This window comes from Serratia sp. MMO-28, from assembly GCF_037199905.1.
Taxonomy (GTDB): Bacteria; Pseudomonadota; Gammaproteobacteria; order Enterobacterales; family Enterobacteriaceae; genus Chania; species Chania oryzae.
In genome coordinates, this window is record NZ_JBBCVB010000016.1 from 54,717 (window position 1) to 71,878 (window position 17,162).

General features: G+C 54.7%; 14 protein-coding genes. 4 read left to right on the forward strand and 10 right to left on the reverse strand.

Going from position 1 to position 17,162, the window contains the following annotated elements; all coding sequences use genetic code 11:
• The first annotated feature begins 6 nt into the window (after positions 1-6).
• Complete coding sequence (gene rsmJ, locus WG891_RS15305) at positions 7-753, forward strand: 16S rRNA (guanine(1516)-N(2))-methyltransferase RsmJ (protein WP_337263569.1); 747 nt, start codon at positions 7-9, stop codon at positions 751-753.
• Between the two features lie 171 nt (positions 754-924).
• The gene (locus tag WG891_RS15310) at positions 925-2,817 is read left to right on the forward strand and encodes a bifunctional metallophosphatase/5'-nucleotidase (protein WP_337263568.1); all 1,893 of its coding nucleotides are present in this window, start codon (positions 925-927) and stop codon (positions 2,815-2,817) included.
• Between the two features lie 48 nt (positions 2,818-2,865).
• On the opposite strand, the gene WG891_RS15315 is transcribed toward WG891_RS15310, so the two are convergent.
• From WG891_RS15315 to uspA, 8 genes are all read right to left on the reverse strand, one after another.
• The gene (locus WG891_RS15315) at positions 2,866-3,465 is read right to left on the reverse strand and encodes a KpsF/GutQ family sugar-phosphate isomerase (protein ID WP_337263567.1); all 600 of its coding nucleotides are present in this window, start codon (positions 3,463-3,465) and stop codon (positions 2,866-2,868) included.
• Positions 3,465-5,102, reverse strand: a complete 1,638-nt coding sequence (locus WG891_RS15320; RefSeq protein WP_337263566.1) for an FGGY-family carbohydrate kinase — start codon at positions 5,100-5,102, stop codon at positions 3,465-3,467. Before WG891_RS15320 ends, WG891_RS15315 begins: the two co-directional genes overlap by 1 nt.
• Positions 5,103-5,117: 15 nt before the next feature.
• Positions 5,118-6,065 carry an ABC transporter permease gene (locus WG891_RS15325; RefSeq protein WP_156292813.1) on the reverse strand — a complete coding sequence of 316 codons (948 nt, stop codon included), beginning with the start codon at positions 6,063-6,065 and terminating at the stop codon, positions 5,118-5,120.
• Position 6,066: 1 nt separating this feature from the next.
• The gene (locus WG891_RS15330; RefSeq protein ID WP_337263565.1) at positions 6,067-7,056 is read right to left on the reverse strand and encodes an ABC transporter permease; all 990 of its coding nucleotides are present in this window, start codon (positions 7,054-7,056) and stop codon (positions 6,067-6,069) included.
• Entirely contained in the window at positions 7,049-8,548 is a 1,500-nt protein-coding gene (locus tag WG891_RS15335) for a sugar ABC transporter ATP-binding protein (RefSeq protein WP_337263564.1), read from the reverse strand. Before WG891_RS15335 ends, WG891_RS15330 begins: the two co-directional genes overlap by 8 nt.
• A gap of 147 nt (positions 8,549-8,695) precedes the next feature.
• Positions 8,696-9,682, reverse strand: coding sequence for an autoinducer 2 ABC transporter substrate-binding protein (locus WG891_RS15340; RefSeq protein ID WP_337263563.1), 987 nt, complete (start codon positions 9,680-9,682; stop codon positions 8,696-8,698).
• 335 nt (positions 9,683-10,017) lie between these two features.
• Positions 10,018-11,361: an NADP-specific glutamate dehydrogenase gene (gene gdhA, locus WG891_RS15345; protein ID WP_076943162.1), complete on the reverse strand. Its 1,344-nt coding sequence runs from the start codon at positions 11,359-11,361 to the stop codon at positions 10,018-10,020.
• Between the two features lie 183 nt (positions 11,362-11,544).
• Positions 11,545-11,982 (reverse strand): universal stress protein UspA, encoded by a 438-nt coding sequence (gene uspA, locus WG891_RS15350; RefSeq protein WP_076943163.1) that lies wholly within the window; start codon positions 11,980-11,982, stop codon positions 11,545-11,547.
• Positions 11,983-12,692: 710 nt separating this feature from the next.
• On the opposite strand from uspA, the gene uspB reads away from it, so the two are divergent.
• Positions 12,693-13,028 carry a universal stress protein UspB gene (uspB, locus tag WG891_RS15355; RefSeq protein ID WP_076943165.1) on the forward strand — a complete coding sequence of 112 codons (336 nt, stop codon included), beginning with the start codon at positions 12,693-12,695 and terminating at the stop codon, positions 13,026-13,028.
• Positions 13,029-13,094: 66 nt separating this feature from the next.
• Here the strand turns inward: uspB and pitA are convergent, their stop codons facing one another.
• A complete protein-coding gene (gene pitA, locus WG891_RS15360) occupies positions 13,095-14,603 on the reverse strand; it encodes an inorganic phosphate transporter PitA (RefSeq protein WP_337263562.1) in 1,509 nt (502 codons plus the stop codon).
• A gap of 303 nt (positions 14,604-14,906) precedes the next feature.
• Between pitA and WG891_RS15365 the strand changes: the two genes are divergently transcribed.
• The gene (locus tag WG891_RS15365) at positions 14,907-16,106 is read left to right on the forward strand and encodes an NAD(P)/FAD-dependent oxidoreductase (RefSeq protein ID WP_337263561.1); all 1,200 of its coding nucleotides are present in this window, start codon (positions 14,907-14,909) and stop codon (positions 16,104-16,106) included.
• Between the two features lie 191 nt (positions 16,107-16,297).
• On the opposite strand, the gene WG891_RS15370 is transcribed toward WG891_RS15365, so the two are convergent.
• The gene (locus tag WG891_RS15370) at positions 16,298-16,978 is read right to left on the reverse strand and encodes a helix-turn-helix transcriptional regulator (RefSeq protein ID WP_337263560.1); all 681 of its coding nucleotides are present in this window, start codon (positions 16,976-16,978) and stop codon (positions 16,298-16,300) included.
• Positions 16,979-17,162 lie beyond the last annotated feature (184 nt).

The following is a 17,162-nucleotide window of genomic DNA, read 5'->3' on the forward strand; positions in this document are numbered from 1 at the left end:
CGCCACGTGAGCGTGTTTTTATGGTGTGAAGCAGGCGCCGATCCCGGCGCCTTGTCTATTCTGGCCGAACGCTGGCAACTGACTTCCGACGACAATGCGCTGATGGCGCTGGTATTGACGCCGGAGCGGCTGGAACTGCGCAAGCGCGACGAGCCGAAGCTTGGCGCGATCTACGTTGATTTTGTCGCGGGCCCGATGGCACACCGGCGGCGTTTCGGCGGTGGCCGTGGCGAAGCGGTTGCCAAAGCGGTGGGCATTAAGGGTAACACTCTGCCCAGCGTGGTGGATGCCACCGCCGGGCTGGGGCGCGATGCCTTTGTGCTGGCGGCGCTTGGTTGCCGGGTGCGCATGCTGGAACGCAATCCGGTGGTGGCTGCCTTGCTGGACGACGGCTTACAGCGTGGCTATCAGGACCCCGAGATTGGCCCGTGGTTGCGCGAGCGCATGACGCTGCTGCACGCTTCCAGCCTGACGGCGCTGGCGGATCTCGATCCACGCCCGGAAGTGGTGTACCTCGATCCGATGTATCCGCATAAGCAGAAAAGTGCGCTGGTGAAGAAGGAAATGCGGGTGTTTCAGTCGCTGGTGGGCAGTGATGATGATGCAGACGGTTTGCTGGAACCGGCTCGCCGCTTGGCCACCAAGCGCATTGTGGTGAAACGCCCGGACTACGCACCGCCGCTGGCGGATGTTCCCGCGCATGCTGCCATCACCACCAAAAATCACCGCTTCGATATTTATATGCCGCTGTAAAGCGGCAGATGATTCAGCCAAGAGGTTTTCCCTTTGCCCTCGCACGAGCTGGCTGGTCAATCATTGACCCCTCTCACACTTCCTATGCCCCTTCTGCAATGCTGCTGGTAAGTTTGGAATGTGCCTCGCATAATCCCATTTAATTACAATCATCTACCGTTAAAACACATCATGAAAAAGACACTTTTGTCCTTATTGCTTTGCTTGAGCACCTCTGCGCTGGCCGCTGAACCGGTAAATATCACCATTCTGGGCACTTCCGATCTGCATGGCACCTTTGTGCCTTGGGATTACTCCACAGATACCGAGAACCTGGCGGGCAGCCTGAGCCAGATCGCCACCCAGGTGCACCAGGTACGGGCCCAGCAGCCGAACGTGATCCTGGTGGATGCCGGGGACACCATTCAGGGCAACTTTGTTGAAACCTTCAAGAATGACAAAACCAGCCCGATGATCCTGGGTTTTAACGCGCTGAATTACGACGTGTGGGTGATGGGCAACCACGAGTTTGACTTTGGTTTGCAGGCGTTGGCAACGCCGATTCGCCAATTTAACGGCGCTGCGCTGGCGGGCAATATTTTCTGGCAAAGCGGCAAGCCTTACCTGCCCGCCTACAAGATCGTTGAACGGCAGGGGGTGAAGATTGGCATTATCGGCATGGATACGCCGATGACCGCCGAGTTTGCCAAAGGTACCGATCGTATCGATGGCCTGACCTTTACCGATCCGGTGCAGGCGGTGAAAAAGGTGATCCAGCAGATCCACAGCCAGGTGGATGCCATCGTGCTGGTGGCGCATATGGGGATCGATAACGAAAACCAGCGGCCGGGCACCGGCGTGGGGGATATTGCGCGGGCTAACCCGGAACTGGCGGCGATCGTGGCCGGGCATATGCACGTTAAAGTGGATAAAGAGTTGATTAATGGTGTGATCGTCACCGAGCCGGACAAATATGGCCGTGCGCTGTCGCGCATCGATCTGCAATTCGAGCAGCAGAATGGCAAGTATGTGCTGATTAACAAAGACAGTTACACCTATCCGATCAAAGGGATGGCGTCCGACAAAAAGCTGGAAGAGATCTATCAGCCGTTCCATACCATTCTGCGCGCCAATGCCAATCGGCCGATCGCCCAACTGACAGGGCAGGATCTGGTGCCGCCGGATGCGGTGAAAGGCATTCCGCAGGTACATATTCAGGATACCGGCATCAGTGCGCTGTATCAGGAGGCCGCCCGTTACTATGCACCGCAGGCGCAGGTGATCGCGTTGCAGATCGATAACGATCGGCCAAAGCTGAACGTGGGGACGATTACCGCCAAAGATATCGCGTTCAATTATCAGTACGCAGGGGGAGAAATCACCGTGTACCAACTCACCGGCAAGGAGTTGAAGAAGTACATGGAATGGGGCGGGGATTATTTCAATCAGCAACAGGATGGCGATGTGACCTACAGCTTCAACCCGCAGCGCCGCGCATCGAAATATTCCACCAACGACTTTTTTGACGGCGTGACTTACACCATCGATCTGCGCAAACCCAGCGGCCAGCGGATCGCCGATCTGAAGCTGAACGACGGCACCCCGGTCACCGACAGTATGCCGATTCGCCTGGGGATGAACAGCTATCGCATGGGCCACCTGACGCAAAAAGGCGGGGTGTTAGCAGGCATGCAGTTCCCGGTGCTGTCAGACACCAAGGCGGAGTATGGCGAAGAGGCGGGGACGATCCGCAATCTCACCATCCGTTATCTGACCGAAGTGAAGAAGGGGGAGTATCAGGGCAAAGCGATGCAGCGCTGGAAACTGGTGGGGCTGGAAGGGTATGAACGTGAGCGCAAGATCGTCGAAAAACTGTTGAACGACGGCAAAATCAGCGTACCCACTACCGATGACGGGCGTTATACCAACGTGGCTTCCATCAACGTCAAGGCACTGCTGTTCAGCGATCCGCAGCAAATGAAGCAACAGATAGCGTCTCTGCAACAGCAGGCACACGCGGCGGCCGATCCGCTGATTAAACAGCGTTTGAACGATCGCGTGGCGGTGATCGAAGCCATTCACTGACGCTGATTCCCCCTGCCAGCGCAGGCAGGGGGAATCGTTGCGGCAGCGCTAGTCGGCAGCGCGCAAGCTTTTTCCCACGTCGCCGCCAGGGTGCACCGCCAACAGCGTTGCTTTGCTGAAGCCGCTGCGTGCCATCAGGCAGGCACAGGCGGCATCAAACAGTGCCAGCACCAGCACGATGGAGGTGGTGGCCAGCATATTCAGCGGATCTATCTCGTTTTCTACGCCGGTGCGGACCACCAGTTGTGCGGCGCGGGCGATGGCCGAATCCGGGTTTTCCGTCACGCTGATGATGCCTACCCCTTTGTTGTGCAAGGTCGGCAGCAGGCGCGTCAGCTCATCCGAATTTCCCCCGCGGGAAATCAGGATCACCAGATCGTCAGCACGTAAAAAACCCAGATCGCCATGCGCCGCGTCGGTGGCGTTCAGATAGATGGCCGGTTGTTCCACGCAGGCCAGCATATGGGCCACCTTGCGCGCCGCAATGCCGGAAGTGCCTACGCCGGTGACGACAATCTTCCCCCGGCACTCCGCCAATAGCGTCAGCAGGCGTTGCCAGGTTTGGGCATCAATACGCTGCTCAAGCTGCGCCAGCTCACGGCTGTAAGTCGCCCAGGCCTGCGTGGCGCGCTGCCATTCCTGTTGCATCACGCCTCCTCCTGCATCAACCGGCAGTATTTCATGTGATCGTGATACAGCTCATGGAAGACGCGGTATTTGCGGTCGTAATAGGTTTTGATTTTGTTGGTTTGCGGTGTGACGGTTTTGCCGATGCGGCTCATGGCACTCATCGCTTCTGGCAGAGTATCGAAAACGCCTGCCGCCACGGTGCCCATCATCGCGCCGCCCAACAGCATGGCTTCGCTCTCCTCCGGCAGCAGCATGGCACAGCCGGTTGCATTGGCGTGCTCTTGCACGAAGATCGGGTTTTTGGTGCCGCCGCCGCTGGCCATGATGGTATCGATGCTGTACCCGCTAAGGTTCATGGTTTCAATAATATGGCGGGTACCCAGCGCGATAGCCTGAATGGTGGCCAGATAGTGCAATGCCATGTCTTCCGGCGTGCGCGACAGCTTCAGCCCGGTCAGGGTGCCGGTCAGCGTCGGGTTGGCGCGCGGTGAACGGTTACCGTGGAAGTACGGCAGCATATGGATGTCCTGCGTCAGAAAAGCAATGTTTTCCGGCTCGCCAGCCATGCGGCGCAAAATGGCATTCAGCACTTCATAGATGGTCTGGCCGTGAGTGTTGGCCTGCGCCAGCAGCTCGGTATAGCAAGGATGAGACTGGATTATATGGTCAATCAGCGCGCCGGTGGCAGATTGCCCCCCTTCGTTCAGCCAGTATTCCGGCAGAATGGCGGAATAATAGGGGCCCCAAACGCCGCCGATAAAACGGGCGGTGCGTGACATCGCCATATGGCCGGTGGAGGTGCCGCCAATCAGTGCGATGCGGCGGTTAAAGTCGGCCACCTCACCAGACACACCGGTAGCCCCCAGCGTGCCAAGGGTGCCGGCGTGGGCATCGATGATCGAAACGCTGACGGCGGTGCCGGCGATCAGCCCCATTTCACTGGCTGCGCGCTGGGTCAGGCCATAGCCGAGGGGTTCACCCATCATTTTCACGTCGCTGCCGATCTTCGCCGCGTCGTGTTCCAGCAGGTCTTCCAAGCCAATCTGCTTGAAATAGCTTTTATCCCAACGCTGTTCGTGGCCGATATAGGTCCATTTGCACACCGTAGAACAGAGGGAGCGGGTAGCATCCTGGGTGGCACGCCAGGTCAGGAAATCTGGCAGATCAAACAGGTAACCCGCGTTGGCCCAGGTGGTGGGCATATGTTGCTTCAGCCACAGCAGTTTGGGGGTCTGCATTTCCGGTGAAATAATGCCACCGACGAAATCCAGCACCCGGTGCTTAGTGGCGTTGATGCGCTCGGCCTGGGTGATGGCGCGGTGATCCATCCACACGATAATGTTCTGCTCGGTGCGGCCCGAAGGGCTGATGGTCAGCGGCTTGCCCTCTTTATCCAGCACCACCAAGGAGCAGGTGGCATCGAACCCCAGTCCTTTGACCTGGATCGGGTTGATATCTGCCTGGTTAACCGCATCACGCACCGCGTTGCACACGGCCTGCCAGATATTGTCGGAAGACTGTTCCACAAAGTCTGCCTTCGGGCGATACAGCTCAATGGCGCGGCTGGCCTGCCCGACCATTCTGCCGTTCAGATCGAACACCCCCGCGCGTGCACTGCCGGTTCCTACGTCTACGCCAATAAAATAACTCGCCATTATTTTTCTCCGAAATCAGGCTTTTCGATTTTGTAATGCGATAAACAGGATCAGCACGCCGCCCCACAGCGCCATGGTCAGATAGCTGCTGATCCCCAGCAGATTGAGGCCACTTTCCAGCATTTGCAGCACGATCAGCGCCAGTACCAGCCCAAGGATGCGGCCAAAACCGCCATCCGGGTTTATCCCGCCGAGCACCGACGCCAGAATGGTCACCAGCAGATAAGACTCGCCGTAACCGGCCTTGGCCGAGTTGAATTTGGCCATCATCAACAGGGCCGCCCCCCAGCCGAGCAGGGCAGAAAGGATGTACACCGCGATTTGTACGCGAGCGGTATTCACGCCGCTGAAACGGGTGGCCTGCTGGTTGGAGCCGATCAGATACAGGCTGCGCCCCAGCGTGGTGTGTTCCAGCAGCACCCATAACCCCACCGCCACCAGCAGGAACAGCAACAGAGCCACGGGAATACCGAGAAGGTTGCCGTTGCCGAGATACTGAATCACCGCCGGGAAGCCGGAAATCACCGCGCCGTTGGACAACAGGATATTCAGCCCGGTGATCAGCGTCATGGTGCCGAGCGAGGCGAGGATCGGCGAAACGCCGACCCAGGCGATCAGCGCACCGTTGAGCGCGCCAATGGCGATCGCCACCGCCAGCCCGGCCAACAGCGCCAGCAGCAGCGGCTGTTCCGGGTGGTTGACGATAATCGCTGCCATCACCAGCGAGCAGGCGTTGGCCCCGGCGATGATCGACAGGTTGATGCCGCCGGTGAGCATGGTGATGCCCATGCCCAGCGCCAGCATGCCGAGGATCGGCAGTTGCGAAGCGATCGACTGGAAGTTGCCCACGCTGAAGAAGCGTTGGCCCAGCAACAGGGCAAACAGCAGGCCAACGGCCAGGATGATCACGCTTTGCAGGCGGATGATGCGATCTTTGGGGAGCAAACGGATGAATGGCGTCATATTAAAGCTCCTTTGCCAGCTTGCGTTTTTCGTTCCAGGCGGTGGTGCTGATGCTGATCAAAATGATCGCGCCGCTGAAGACCTGGTGCCAATAGGAAGAGACGCTGAGCAACGTCAGGCCGTTCTGCAGGAAGGCCAACAGCACCACGCCGAGCAGGGTACCGGTTAGCGAACCGCGCCCGCCGGTCATGCTGGTGCCGCCCAGCACCACGGCAGCCAGCACCGTCAGCTCGAAGCCCAGCAGTGAGTTGGGCGCAACCGACTGGGTGATCTGTGCCTGTACCACCGCCGCAATCCCCGCCAGAATCCCCATATAGCCATAAACGTAAAAATGCAGGCGCAGCAGGTTCAGGCCAAGACGCGAGGCCGCATCACGGTTGCCGCCCATGGCAAAGATCTGGCGGCCAAGGCGGGTGAAGTTCATCAGCACGCCGGTGACGATAATCACCGCCAACAGGCACAGCAGCGGCAGCGTCAGGCCATAGTCATAGCCGTCGGCACCCTGGAACGGAAACCAGTTGATGCCGTCCATAAACCAGTCGGGGAAGCCATACAGCCAGGTGCCCTTGGTGGCATACACCAGCAGGCCATAGAACAGGTTCAGCGTGGCAATGGTGATGATAATGGCCGGTACTTTCAGCCAGTAAACCAGGAAACCGTTCACCAGGCCGAGCAGCAGCCCGCAACCGATCGCCATGGCAAACGCCAGCGGGAAGCTGCCACCGTGCTGGATGACCCAACTGGCCATCACGTATTGGGCGATGGCGGTAATGGCGGGGAATGAGATGTCGATACCACCGGCGATCAGCACCACGAACAGGCCGCAGGCGAGAATGCCGAGAATGGCGTAGCTGGTGGCGACATCGCTCAGGTTACCCAGGGTGAGAAACTCATCGGTGCTAAGGCTCAGACCGATGGCCAGAACCAACACCAGCAGGCCAAGATAGAATTCATGCCGCCCGGCCAGGCGGGCGAAAAACGGCTTATCCATTCACCACCTCGGCGATCTGTTGTTCGGTGCTGTGGTGCGGCGAAAACTCGGCGATCAGCTCGCCTTTGCGCATCACCATCACCCGATGGCTGTTGTAATAGGCTTCCGGGATCTCATCGCAGATCATCAACACCGCCATGCCCAGTTCGGCCAGGTGTTTGGCGATCTGGTAGATCCCCTCTTTGTTGGCGATATCCACGCCGACGGTGGGGGAGTCGAGGATCAGGATCTTTGGCTGAGTAGCTACCCATTTGGCGATCGCGATACGCTGGGCGTTGCCGCCTGACAGGGTTTTCACCGGCAGTGCGCTGTCGGAAACTTTGATGTTCAGATCGTGGATCAGCTTATTCACCAGACCCTTGGCTTTCTGGTGATCCAGCAGGCCAAGTGGGGTATGCAGTTGATCAAACACCGTGACGATGGTGTTGTCGTAGATCGACTGCTCCATGATCAGCCCTTGCGTTAAACGATCCTCAGAGACATAGCCGATCCCGTGCTTGACCGCATCGCGGTTGCTGTGCAACTGCACCGGCAGGCCGTCAATCTTGATTTCACCGCTGTCTGGCCGCGTCATGCCAAACAGGCTCAGGCACAGCTCGGTGCGCCCAGACCCGAGCAGCCCGACGATGGAGACAATCTCGCCGCCGTGCAGCGCCAGGTTGATATGCTGGAACTTGCCGCGCCGGCTGAGATTGCAGACTTCCAGCAGCGGGGTGCTTTCCTGCGCTGGGCGTTCCGGCAGCGGGCTATAGTGGAAGCGTTGGCCGGTCATCAGGAAGGCCAGTTCGTGGCTATCCAACTCATTGGCCGGATAGGTGCCGACCAGTTTGCCGTCGCGCATGACGCTGATGCGATCGGCCACTTCCATTACCTCATCCAGGCGATGGCTGACGAAAACCACGCAAATCCCGGCGGCTTTCAGCTCATTCACCACCCGCAGTAACCCGTCCACTTCCTGACGCGTCAATGAGGCCGTGGGCTCATCCATAATCACCAGCCGTGCCTCGGCGGCGATGGCGCGGCAGATTGCCACCAACTGGCGATCGGCAATCGACAGTTTCTCGACTTTTTTCTCGGGATCGATATGGACGCCGACGCGGGCCATCGCGGCCAGCGCTTTCTCACGCATCACTTTCTGGCTCACCCAGAAATGCCCACCCGGCAGATAGCGGTGAATCGCGATATTCTCCGCCACCGTCAGATTAGGGAATAATGACAAATCCTGGTAAATCACCTGAATGCCGTAATAACCGGAAAGCTGCGGCGTCAGGGAATGAAACAGTTTGCCCTCCAGCGTAATAACAGCGCCTTTTTCCGGCTGATAAACGCCCGAGATAATTTTAATAATGGTGCTTTTGCCGCAGCCATTTTGTCCGGCCAGACAATGTACTTCGCCTTTATTCAGCGTCAGATGGATTTGGTCTAATGCCAGTACGCCTGGGAATTTTTTACTGATATTTTCCAGCGTGATAAATGCGGTGGATGCAGTCATGATAATTATGCCCATGTGTTAACGCTAACTATACCCTGCATACTTGGCTGAGCATCGTCGTCTACAGTATTTTGGGTATATTCCCTCTCCCCCATGAAAAGGGAGAGGGAGAACAGAGATTTCCCGGTGTGGCGCATCAACTAAAAATTAAAAGCCCAGTGATTTGGCGTTGTCCTTGGTCACTTCAAGGATCTTGTTAAACCGAATCACTTTCTTGTCCATATCAACATCCGCCTTGCCTAACCCTTCGATCGCGAGATCCTGGGTGACGGCTTTACCCTGCAACAGCTGATCGGCGACGGTCACCAGGGCATAACCGGCATCTTTCGGATCCCACAGCAGTGCTTTCTTGATATCACCGCGCATCAGGTAAGGGCCGGCCTGTGCTGGCATGGCGATACCGATTACGGCAATCTTGTCTTTGGCGCGTTTCTGGGCAACCGCCTGACCGGCACCGATCGGGCCGAGTGAGCCAAAGCCGATAATGCCTTTCATCTGCGGATAGGTTTTCATTAAATCCAGCGTGGTGGCGTAGGATTTATCGATGCTTTCTGCCACCGGCAGGCGGGAGGTGACCTCGAACATGTCCGGGTATTTTTCTTTCTGGTATTTAATGGCGGAATCGGCCCAGGCGTTGTGCAATGGCACGGTCAGCGAGCCGACGTAAATGGCATAGCCCCCTTTACCACCCATATTTTTTGCCAACTCATCAATGTTGGCCTGAGCGTATTTCTCGCTGTCGATGGTCTCGATATCCCACTGACCGATCTGTTGATCCGGTGATTCATGAGTCAGCACGACGATGCCTTTGTCACGGGCTTTCTTGAGCACCGGTTCCAGCACTTTGGCGTCGTTAGGCACCACGATAATGGCGTTAACGTTCTTGGCGATCAGATCTTCAATCACTTTGACCTGAGCGGCCGGATCGGGCGTGGCGGGGCCAGTCTGGTAAGCATTCACGTCGAGTTTTTTGGCGGCTTCGTTGACGCCCACTTCCATACGGTTGAACCATGGAATGCCCGTCACTTTAGCGACAACCGCGATTTCGTATTTTTCTGCGGAAAAAGAAGGTGTTGTGGTGAATATGCACGCAGAAACCACACATGCATTCAATAATGCGAGGTTAAATTTCATAGCTATACCTTTTTATCTGTAGGGTGGTGTTTTTTCCACCGTTGCAGATTACAAAGGAAAGGAAGAGGGAGCGTAGCCAAAGTGATCAGAATGTGATCTATGACCATTTATGTAAAATCAAGAGGTGTTTTTTGTTAAAAAAGTGTTATTTAAAAGATGGGTGGTAATATTACTACAAAATAATACCGTTTTATCCCATTTAAATTAACATATGTATATCAACTTATTAACATTTTCGCAAAGATAAGAGAGGGATTCGGCGAAATTAATGCCGGCTGAAGCGCCGGCATTAAGACTTTTAACAGATTTGTGAGCAATGTCACTCAAGACTGCAATTAGAGCACGCCCTGAGCCAGCATGGCGTCAGCAATTTTAACGAACCCGGCAATATTGGCACCGTGAACATAATGCGTTTGCTTGCTCTCGCCACCGTATTCAACACAGGCCTGATGAATATCCGCCATAATATGACGCAGGCGCACATCCACCTTCTCGGCGCGCCAGTTAAGACGTGCGGCATTCTGTGCCATTTCCAGGCCAGACGTGGCCACGCCACCGGCATTGGCCGCTTTGCCTGGTGCAAACAGAACACCCGCTTCCAGGAACGCATCAGTAGCCTGAATGGTGGTTGGCATATTGGCGCCTTCTGCCACGGCTTTAACACCGTTGTGGATCAGCGTTTTTGCGGCGTCCAGATCCAGCTCGTTCTGGGTGGCGCAAGGCAGAGCGATATCCACCGGCACGTTCCACGGCTGCTGGCCAGCCAGATAGGTTAAACCACGCTCACGGGCGTAATCTTCCACGCGGCCATAACGCTGGTTCTTGATTTCTGCCAAGTGAGCCAGTTTCTCGGTGGTAAAGCCGGCTTCGTCCACCACGGTGCCGCCGGAGTCAGAAACGGTGATCACGCGGGCATCCATCTCCAACGCTTTCTCAATGGTGTATTGCGCCACGTTACCGGAACCGGACACCGCCACACGCATGCCTTCAAAGCCCAGACCGTGGCGCTGCAGCATCGAATCGGTGAAGTAAACCAGGCCATAGCCGGTGGCTTCCGGGCGAATCAGGCTGCCGCCGAACGACAGGCCCTTACCGGTGAACACACAGCTGGTGTTGTTGGACAGTTTTTTCATCATACCGGCCATAAAGCCGACTTCGCGGCCACCAACGCCGATATCCCCGGCAGGAACGTCGGTATCCGGGCCCAGGTGGCGGTAAAGTTCGGTCATCAACGCCTGGCAGAAACGCATGATTTCGCCCTGGCTTTTGCCTTTTGGATCAAAATCTGAGCCGCCTTTGCCGCCGCCCATTGGCAGCGTGGTCAGGGCATTCTTGAAGGTCTGTTCAAAGCCGAGGAACTTCAGAATGGAGGTGTTGACCGACGGATGGAAACGCATCCCGCCTTTATATGGCCCGATAGCCGAGTTGAACTGGATACGATAAGCCCGGTTCACCCGTACTTGACCCAGATCGTCCACCCAACTGACGCGGAACTGAATGATACGCTCAGGCTCAACCAGGCGTTCTAACAAGGCGTGGTCGCGGTAATGTGGGTTGCGTTCGATGAAGGGCCACAATGAGGTGAAAACTTCCCGTACTGCCTGTAGATATTCCGGTTGATGTGAATTATGGCGTTGTAACGAGGTTAGAAATGACTCCAGTGATACAGCTTGTTCCATGAAAAAACTCCTTTTAGATTTGGGTTCCCCTGTTTTTTTAGATGCAGCTCACAGTTGGGGAGGATGTTGTGTCTATATCGACTATATCACCGGGGGGAGGCTGAATAACAAGTAATAAATAAGGGCTATACAACGAAAAACGCCCGCATCAGGCGGGCGTAGGCAGTGCGGGTTAGCAAATACTTACTTTTCTTCCTCGTCACGCAACGGCACAATCAGCATATCGATGTGCACAGTGTTGATTAACTGGCGTGCAGAAGACATCAGCTTGCTCCAGAAATCCTGGTGGTGGCCGCACAGCACCAGGTCCACGTTATATTTCTTGATGGCATCAACCAGCACCTGGGCCAGATCGCCGCTGCCGCTCAGCGTTTCGGTGATCGGATAACCTGCATTTTGCGACAGTTCGGTAAGCGCATGGTGAGTTTCTTCGGAGATGCGTTTCTGCATATCGCCGAGATTGACGTCGATCAGGCCGGTATACAGATCGGAATAGTTAACATCAACGTGGATCAGGGAGACTTTGGCATTGTACGGTCGCGCCATGGATACGGCTTTTTCTACCAGAATTTTGCTTTCCGGTGATAGGTCAACCGCGATCAGAATGTGTGTGTAAGCCATGAGAATACTCCTTCCAGATAATGCCGATTAAAGGGTTGGCAGGCTTCAGTGTTTCAGCTTGGCGCTTGCGCCTTGCCTGCATAGTACCATCCAGATAACACAGTGATATGTCTGCACGATCACACTGTATTGCATCAATAAACCTTACTGACGTCTACCTATTTAGTTTTACACTGATGCAATAAAAAATCCTATTGTTTATGTGGTTATCTGCCATTTTCTCTCTTGAGTTATAGGCCTTCCTGAGTGAAGAGGGGTTTACCATTTCCCCCTGCAACGCTAAACGCAGTGTGGGTTACGGTTATGATTTATAACCAATGAGTAGATGACAAATTTAACCATAGCGTTAAATTTTATACCTTGTGCAAGCCAGTTTGCGTTTCATTGTCCTACAATAGTGAATATGGGCTTCACCCTATCCCCTTTGAGCCGTAAGGCGCGCCCCATCGGCCAAAGGTTGTGATAATGCGTGGACATCTATACCCCAAATAATTCGAGTTGCTTGTAGGCGGCAACGGAGTGAAGCCCCAGGAGCTTACTCAAGTAAGTGACTGGGGTGAACGAAGGCAGCCAACACCCAAGCAACTTGAAGTATGACGGGTAGAAAAGGTGCTAGGAGGATGGGAGCCACAGGCTCCGGCAGCATTGGGTAGAGTAGGGCGTTGGCCCGGCGGTTGGCCGGGATAACAACGCCCTTGAGGGGGGCAATCATGATGAGTACCGTCGCGCTATTTTGGGGTTTGTGTGTGGTATGTGTGATTAATATGGCTCGTTATTACTCTTCTCTGCGTGCATTGCTGGTAGTTTTACGCGGCTGCGATCCGTTGCTGTATCAATACGTCGATGGCGGGGGATTTTTTACTTCGCACGGCCAACCGAGCAAGCAGATACGCCTGGTGCGTTACATCTTTGCGCAACGTTATGTTGAGCACCATGATCCGGAATTTATTCGCCGCTGTGAACGTGTGCGCGGCCAGTTCCTGCTGACCACCGAACTGTGCGGCCTGGTGCTGCTGAGCCTGCTGGCGATGGCGATTTGGTACTAGTTACTTCTTGATTTAAAGGTATAAAAAAGGCGGCCAAGGCCGCCTTTGCTATTTTATTTGCGAGGCTTAAATCAGCTTCAGCGCCAGCCAGTATAGGCCGCCGGAAAGCAGAATCGACACCGGCAGGGTCAGTACCCAAGCCAGCGCGATACTCTTCACGGTTTTAACCTGCACACCGCCGCCATCCACCAGCATGGTCCCGGCAACTGCCGAAGAAAGCACTTGAGTGGTGGAAACCGGCATACCGGTATAGCTGGCCACGCCAATCGACAGTGCGGCAGTCATCTGAGCCGACACGCCCTGTGCGTAGGTCATGCCTTTCTTACCGATTTTCTCACCGATAGTGGTAGCAACACGCCGCCAGCCCACCATGGTACCGATGGACAGCGCCAGGGCGACCGCAATGATGATCCACAGCGGCGCATACTCAACGGTTTCCAGCAGGTCTGAACGCAGGTTCTTCAGGAAGCGCTGGTCGTCCGCAGAGGTTTCCGGCAGTTTGGCTACTTTGCCTGCCGTATCCGTTACGCACATCAGCAGGCGGCGCAGGTGGCTGCGCTGTTCTACCGTCAGTTGATCGTAACTTTGCAGATTATTCAGCAACTCGAGTGAACGCTCTACGGCGATCATGGCGCGTGAACTGTCGCAATGGAACTCGGCCGGTTGGTTAGGCGTTGCTTGTGACGCTTCTTCCGGCGAAGGGACCAGCGGAGTCTGGGCGATCACATGGGAAAGGGCATCGCCATGCTGCTGATAGAATTGCTGCAGGTGAGCGACGGCATCACGCGTACGGGTGATGTCATAACCTGTGGCATTCATATTGAGGACGAAACCTGCAGGAGCAACGCCGATCAGCACCAGCATGATCAGACCGATACCCTTCTGGCCGTCGTTGGCACCGTGCGAGAAGCTCACACCGATCGCCGACAGGATCAGGGCAATACGCGTCCAGAACGGCGGCTTACGTTTGCCGTCGACCTTCTCACGTTCAGCCGGAGTCATGTGGATGCGCTGACGTTTCTTGGTCTTGCTCCAATAACGGCGCAGCACGAACACCATTAGCCCAGCAATAATCAACCCAATCAGTGGGGAGAAGATTAATGACAGGAAGATGCTGATCATTTTCGGCACATTCAGCGCGTCAACGACAGACGTGCTGGTGACGAGCGCGTTAGTTAAGCCGACACCGATGATAGAGCCAATCAGCGTGTGTGAACTGGATGCCGGTATCCCGAGATACCAGGTGCCGAGGTTCCAGATAATTGCCGCCAGCAACATGGAGAAAACCATGGCTAAGCCGTGCGTCGAACTGACGTTCAACAGCAGATCGGTTGGCAGCAGGTGCACAATGGCGTAGGCAACACTCAGGCCGCCGAGCATCACGCCAAGGAAGTTGAACAGGCCCGCCATCACGACCGCAAGTTGCGAGCGCATAGCACGGGTGTAAATTACAGTAGCCACCGCATTGGCCGTATCGTGGAAGCCGTTGATGGCTTCATAGAACAATACGAAGATCAATGCGAGGATTAACATTAGGCCGGTATGGAAATCCAGGCCAGCGAACAAATGCAGCATAAGCGTTACGCCAGGTTGGTGGACATGAACGCCGCGCATTATCCGTGACAACCGGTGTCGGGGAAAAGGAAAATATGACGTTTTTTTGATATCAATGTGACAAAAGAACATGAGTGGGATGACTAATCGAAGAGATATCAGCATGTTATCTGTATTTACGCCTGCTAACATTTTCTTACGGTAGCGCTGGCCGCATGATGCCCTTACAATCTGCCGCCGCAGATTTAACGCTGACTGGTAGCGAAACGGCGCAAAAAAGCGCTCTTTTATCGTGATTGTGATTTTTTGTTCAGAGAGGCTCAGGTGGAACAGTTTGATGTCGTAGTGATAGGTGCGGGTGCCGCAGGGATGTTTTGCGCTGCACAGGCAGGGCAACTCGGCTGCCGAGTCTTGCTGCTCGACAACGGCAAAAAACCGGGCCGCAAGATCCTGATGTCCGGCGGTGGGCGTTGTAATTTTACCAACATGTATGTTGAACCGGCGGCCTATCTCTCAAACAATCCTCATTTCTGCAAGTCTGCGCTGGCGCGCTATACCCAATGGGACTTTATCGATCTGATTAATCGCTACGGTATTGCTTACCATGAAAAAACGCTGGGGCAGTTGTTCTGCGATGACTCTGCGCAACAGGTGGTCGATCTGCTGGTGAAAGAGTGTGAACTTGGTCAGGTGACGATGCGCTTGCGCAGCGAAGTGCTGAGTGTGGAAAAAAGCGATACCGGGTTCGAGCTGGCGCTGAATGGCGAAAAAGTGAGTGCTCGCTCACTTGTTGTGGCCAGCGGCGGGCTGTCGATGCCGGGTTTGGGCGCATCGCCCTTCGGTTACAAACTGGCAGAGCAGTTTGGCCTGAACGTGTTGCCTACCCGTGCCGCGCTGGTGCCTTTTACCCTGCATAAACCGTTGCTGGAACAATCCCAGACGCTCTCTGGCGTTTCAGTACCTGCGGTAGTGACGGCGGAAAATGGCACCCACTTTCGCGAAAGCATTCTGTTTACCCATCGCGGCCTTTCTGGCCCAGCGATTTTGCAGATTTCCAGCTATTGGCAACCCGGCGAGTTTGTAAGTGTTAACTTACTTCCTGCGTTAGACCTGCTGGGCTTTCTGAATGAACAGCGGCAGGCCCATCCTAACCAGAGCCTGAAAAATACCCTCGCTCTGCACCTGCCGAAGCGCCTGGTCGAGTTCCTGCAAGCGTTGGGGCAACTGCCGGAAGCGACATTAAAACAGCTCACCCCAGCCCAACAGGCCGCGTTGGTCGAGAACCTGCAAAACTGGCGAGTGCAGCCGAACGGCACCGAAGGCTACCGTACCGCAGAAGTGACATTGGGCGGCGTAGATACCAAAGCGCTGTCTTCCAAAACCATGGAAGCGAACAGCGTGCCGGGCCTGTACTTTATTGGCGAAGTGGTGGATGTGACAGGGTGGCTGGGGGGGTATAACTTCCAGTGGGCCTGGAGTTCTGCCTGGGCCTGCGCACAGGCCGTGGCGGCGCAGGGGGGATAAGGTTGGTTTGTAAATGACACATCACTGATATTGCCGGATCGCATGATTTCCTACCGGTGGCATCAACATTTACTCTTTACAGCGCTCACTATTGATTAGCGCTGAATAAGAATCAGAGGATTTATTTCTGTTAAGAAAAAGTATTTAAAGATAGACCACAATAGGTGGTCGCTTGGGTTGATAATTTCTCATTAATTCACCGGTTTAATCAGTTGAAGCTCCATACCAAGACGTATTGCATGCCGGGCATTGGCGACCCCTAATTTTTTGACAATATTAGACATATGAAATTTGACGGTACGCATCGTTATCCCCAAAATCATCCCCGTTTCCTGGTAAGTTTTACCCACGCTGGCCCAATAGAGAATGTCATTTTCTCTGTCAGTAAACCGAGGGGCTTCTTGCGAGCAAGGGGTGTTTTTTTCTGCTAGCGAAGTCAGCATGAGATATATCTCATGTACCGATGCCAGCAATACGGAGATATTCCCTTTATTTTGGGGAAGGGTTTGCGTTATTTCAGCTCTCCGTTCCGCGGTGATAATAAAAGATAAGGTAGCAAGATTATTATTATAATCATGCAGGACAAAAGTATAACCACTTGTGATGCCAAATTCTTCGGCCTGATCGAAGTTTTCATGCCATAAAAAAGGCGTCAACCGGTTTAGCGCGGTGATGACCACGGGATCGGTATACTGTAAACCATTTTCTATATATCGTTTCACCCACTCACCGGGGTAGTTGGTAACGCCAAAGATAGATGACATATCATTTTTGGATAAAACAACGTAGGCCCAGGTTAACTCTCCAAAATCATTTAATGCCGCTTCCAGATGCTTTTTGATAATGTGACTAATATTCTCAGTATCTTTCATCAACTGCTTGCTCCTGGCAGCTCGAATCATTTTATCCAGAAGAATATACCAGACAAAGGCACAAAACCGGAATCAGCGAATATTTAACTCCCCTAACCCCAGATGATGGCCTGGTTCTGCAGAATCCGAGCCTCTTGTCGGTTAAACGTAGAAGGCTGAAGTACAGGTATCCGGCTGTACTTAT

Excerpts from the sequence above, each read along its gene's own strand:
- WG891_RS15310 (WP_337263568.1), top strand. The coding sequence starts at position 925 with ATGAAAAAGACACTTTTGTCCTTATTGCTTTGCTTGAGCACCTCTGCG.
- WG891_RS15315 (WP_337263567.1), bottom strand. The coding sequence starts at position 3,465 with ATGCAACAGGAATGGCAGCGCGCCACGCAGGCCTGGGCGACTTACAGC.
- WG891_RS15320 (WP_337263566.1), bottom strand. The coding sequence starts at position 5,102 with ATGGCGAGTTATTTTATTGGCGTAGACGTAGGAACCGGCAGTGCACGC.
- WG891_RS15325 (WP_156292813.1), bottom strand. The coding sequence starts at position 6,065 with ATGACGCCATTCATCCGTTTGCTCCCCAAAGATCGCATCATCCGCCTG.
- WG891_RS15330 (WP_337263565.1), bottom strand. The coding sequence starts at position 7,056 with ATGGATAAGCCGTTTTTCGCCCGCCTGGCCGGGCGGCATGAATTCTAT.
- WG891_RS15335 (WP_337263564.1), bottom strand. The coding sequence starts at position 8,548 with ATGACTGCATCCACCGCATTTATCACGCTGGAAAATATCAGTAAAAAA.
- WG891_RS15340 (WP_337263563.1), bottom strand. The coding sequence starts at position 9,682 with ATGAAATTTAACCTCGCATTATTGAATGCATGTGTGGTTTCTGCGTGC.
- gdhA (WP_076943162.1), bottom strand. The coding sequence starts at position 11,361 with ATGGAACAAGCTGTATCACTGGAGTCATTTCTAACCTCGTTACAACGC.
- uspA (WP_076943163.1), bottom strand. The coding sequence starts at position 11,982 with ATGGCTTACACACACATTCTGATCGCGGTTGACCTATCACCGGAAAGC.
- uspB (WP_076943165.1), top strand. The coding sequence starts at position 12,693 with ATGATGAGTACCGTCGCGCTATTTTGGGGTTTGTGTGTGGTATGTGTG.
- pitA (WP_337263562.1), bottom strand. The coding sequence starts at position 14,603 with ATGCTGCATTTGTTCGCTGGCCTGGATTTCCATACCGGCCTAATGTTA.
- WG891_RS15370 (WP_337263560.1), bottom strand. The coding sequence starts at position 16,978 with ATGAAAGATACTGAGAATATTAGTCACATTATCAAAAAGCATCTGGAA.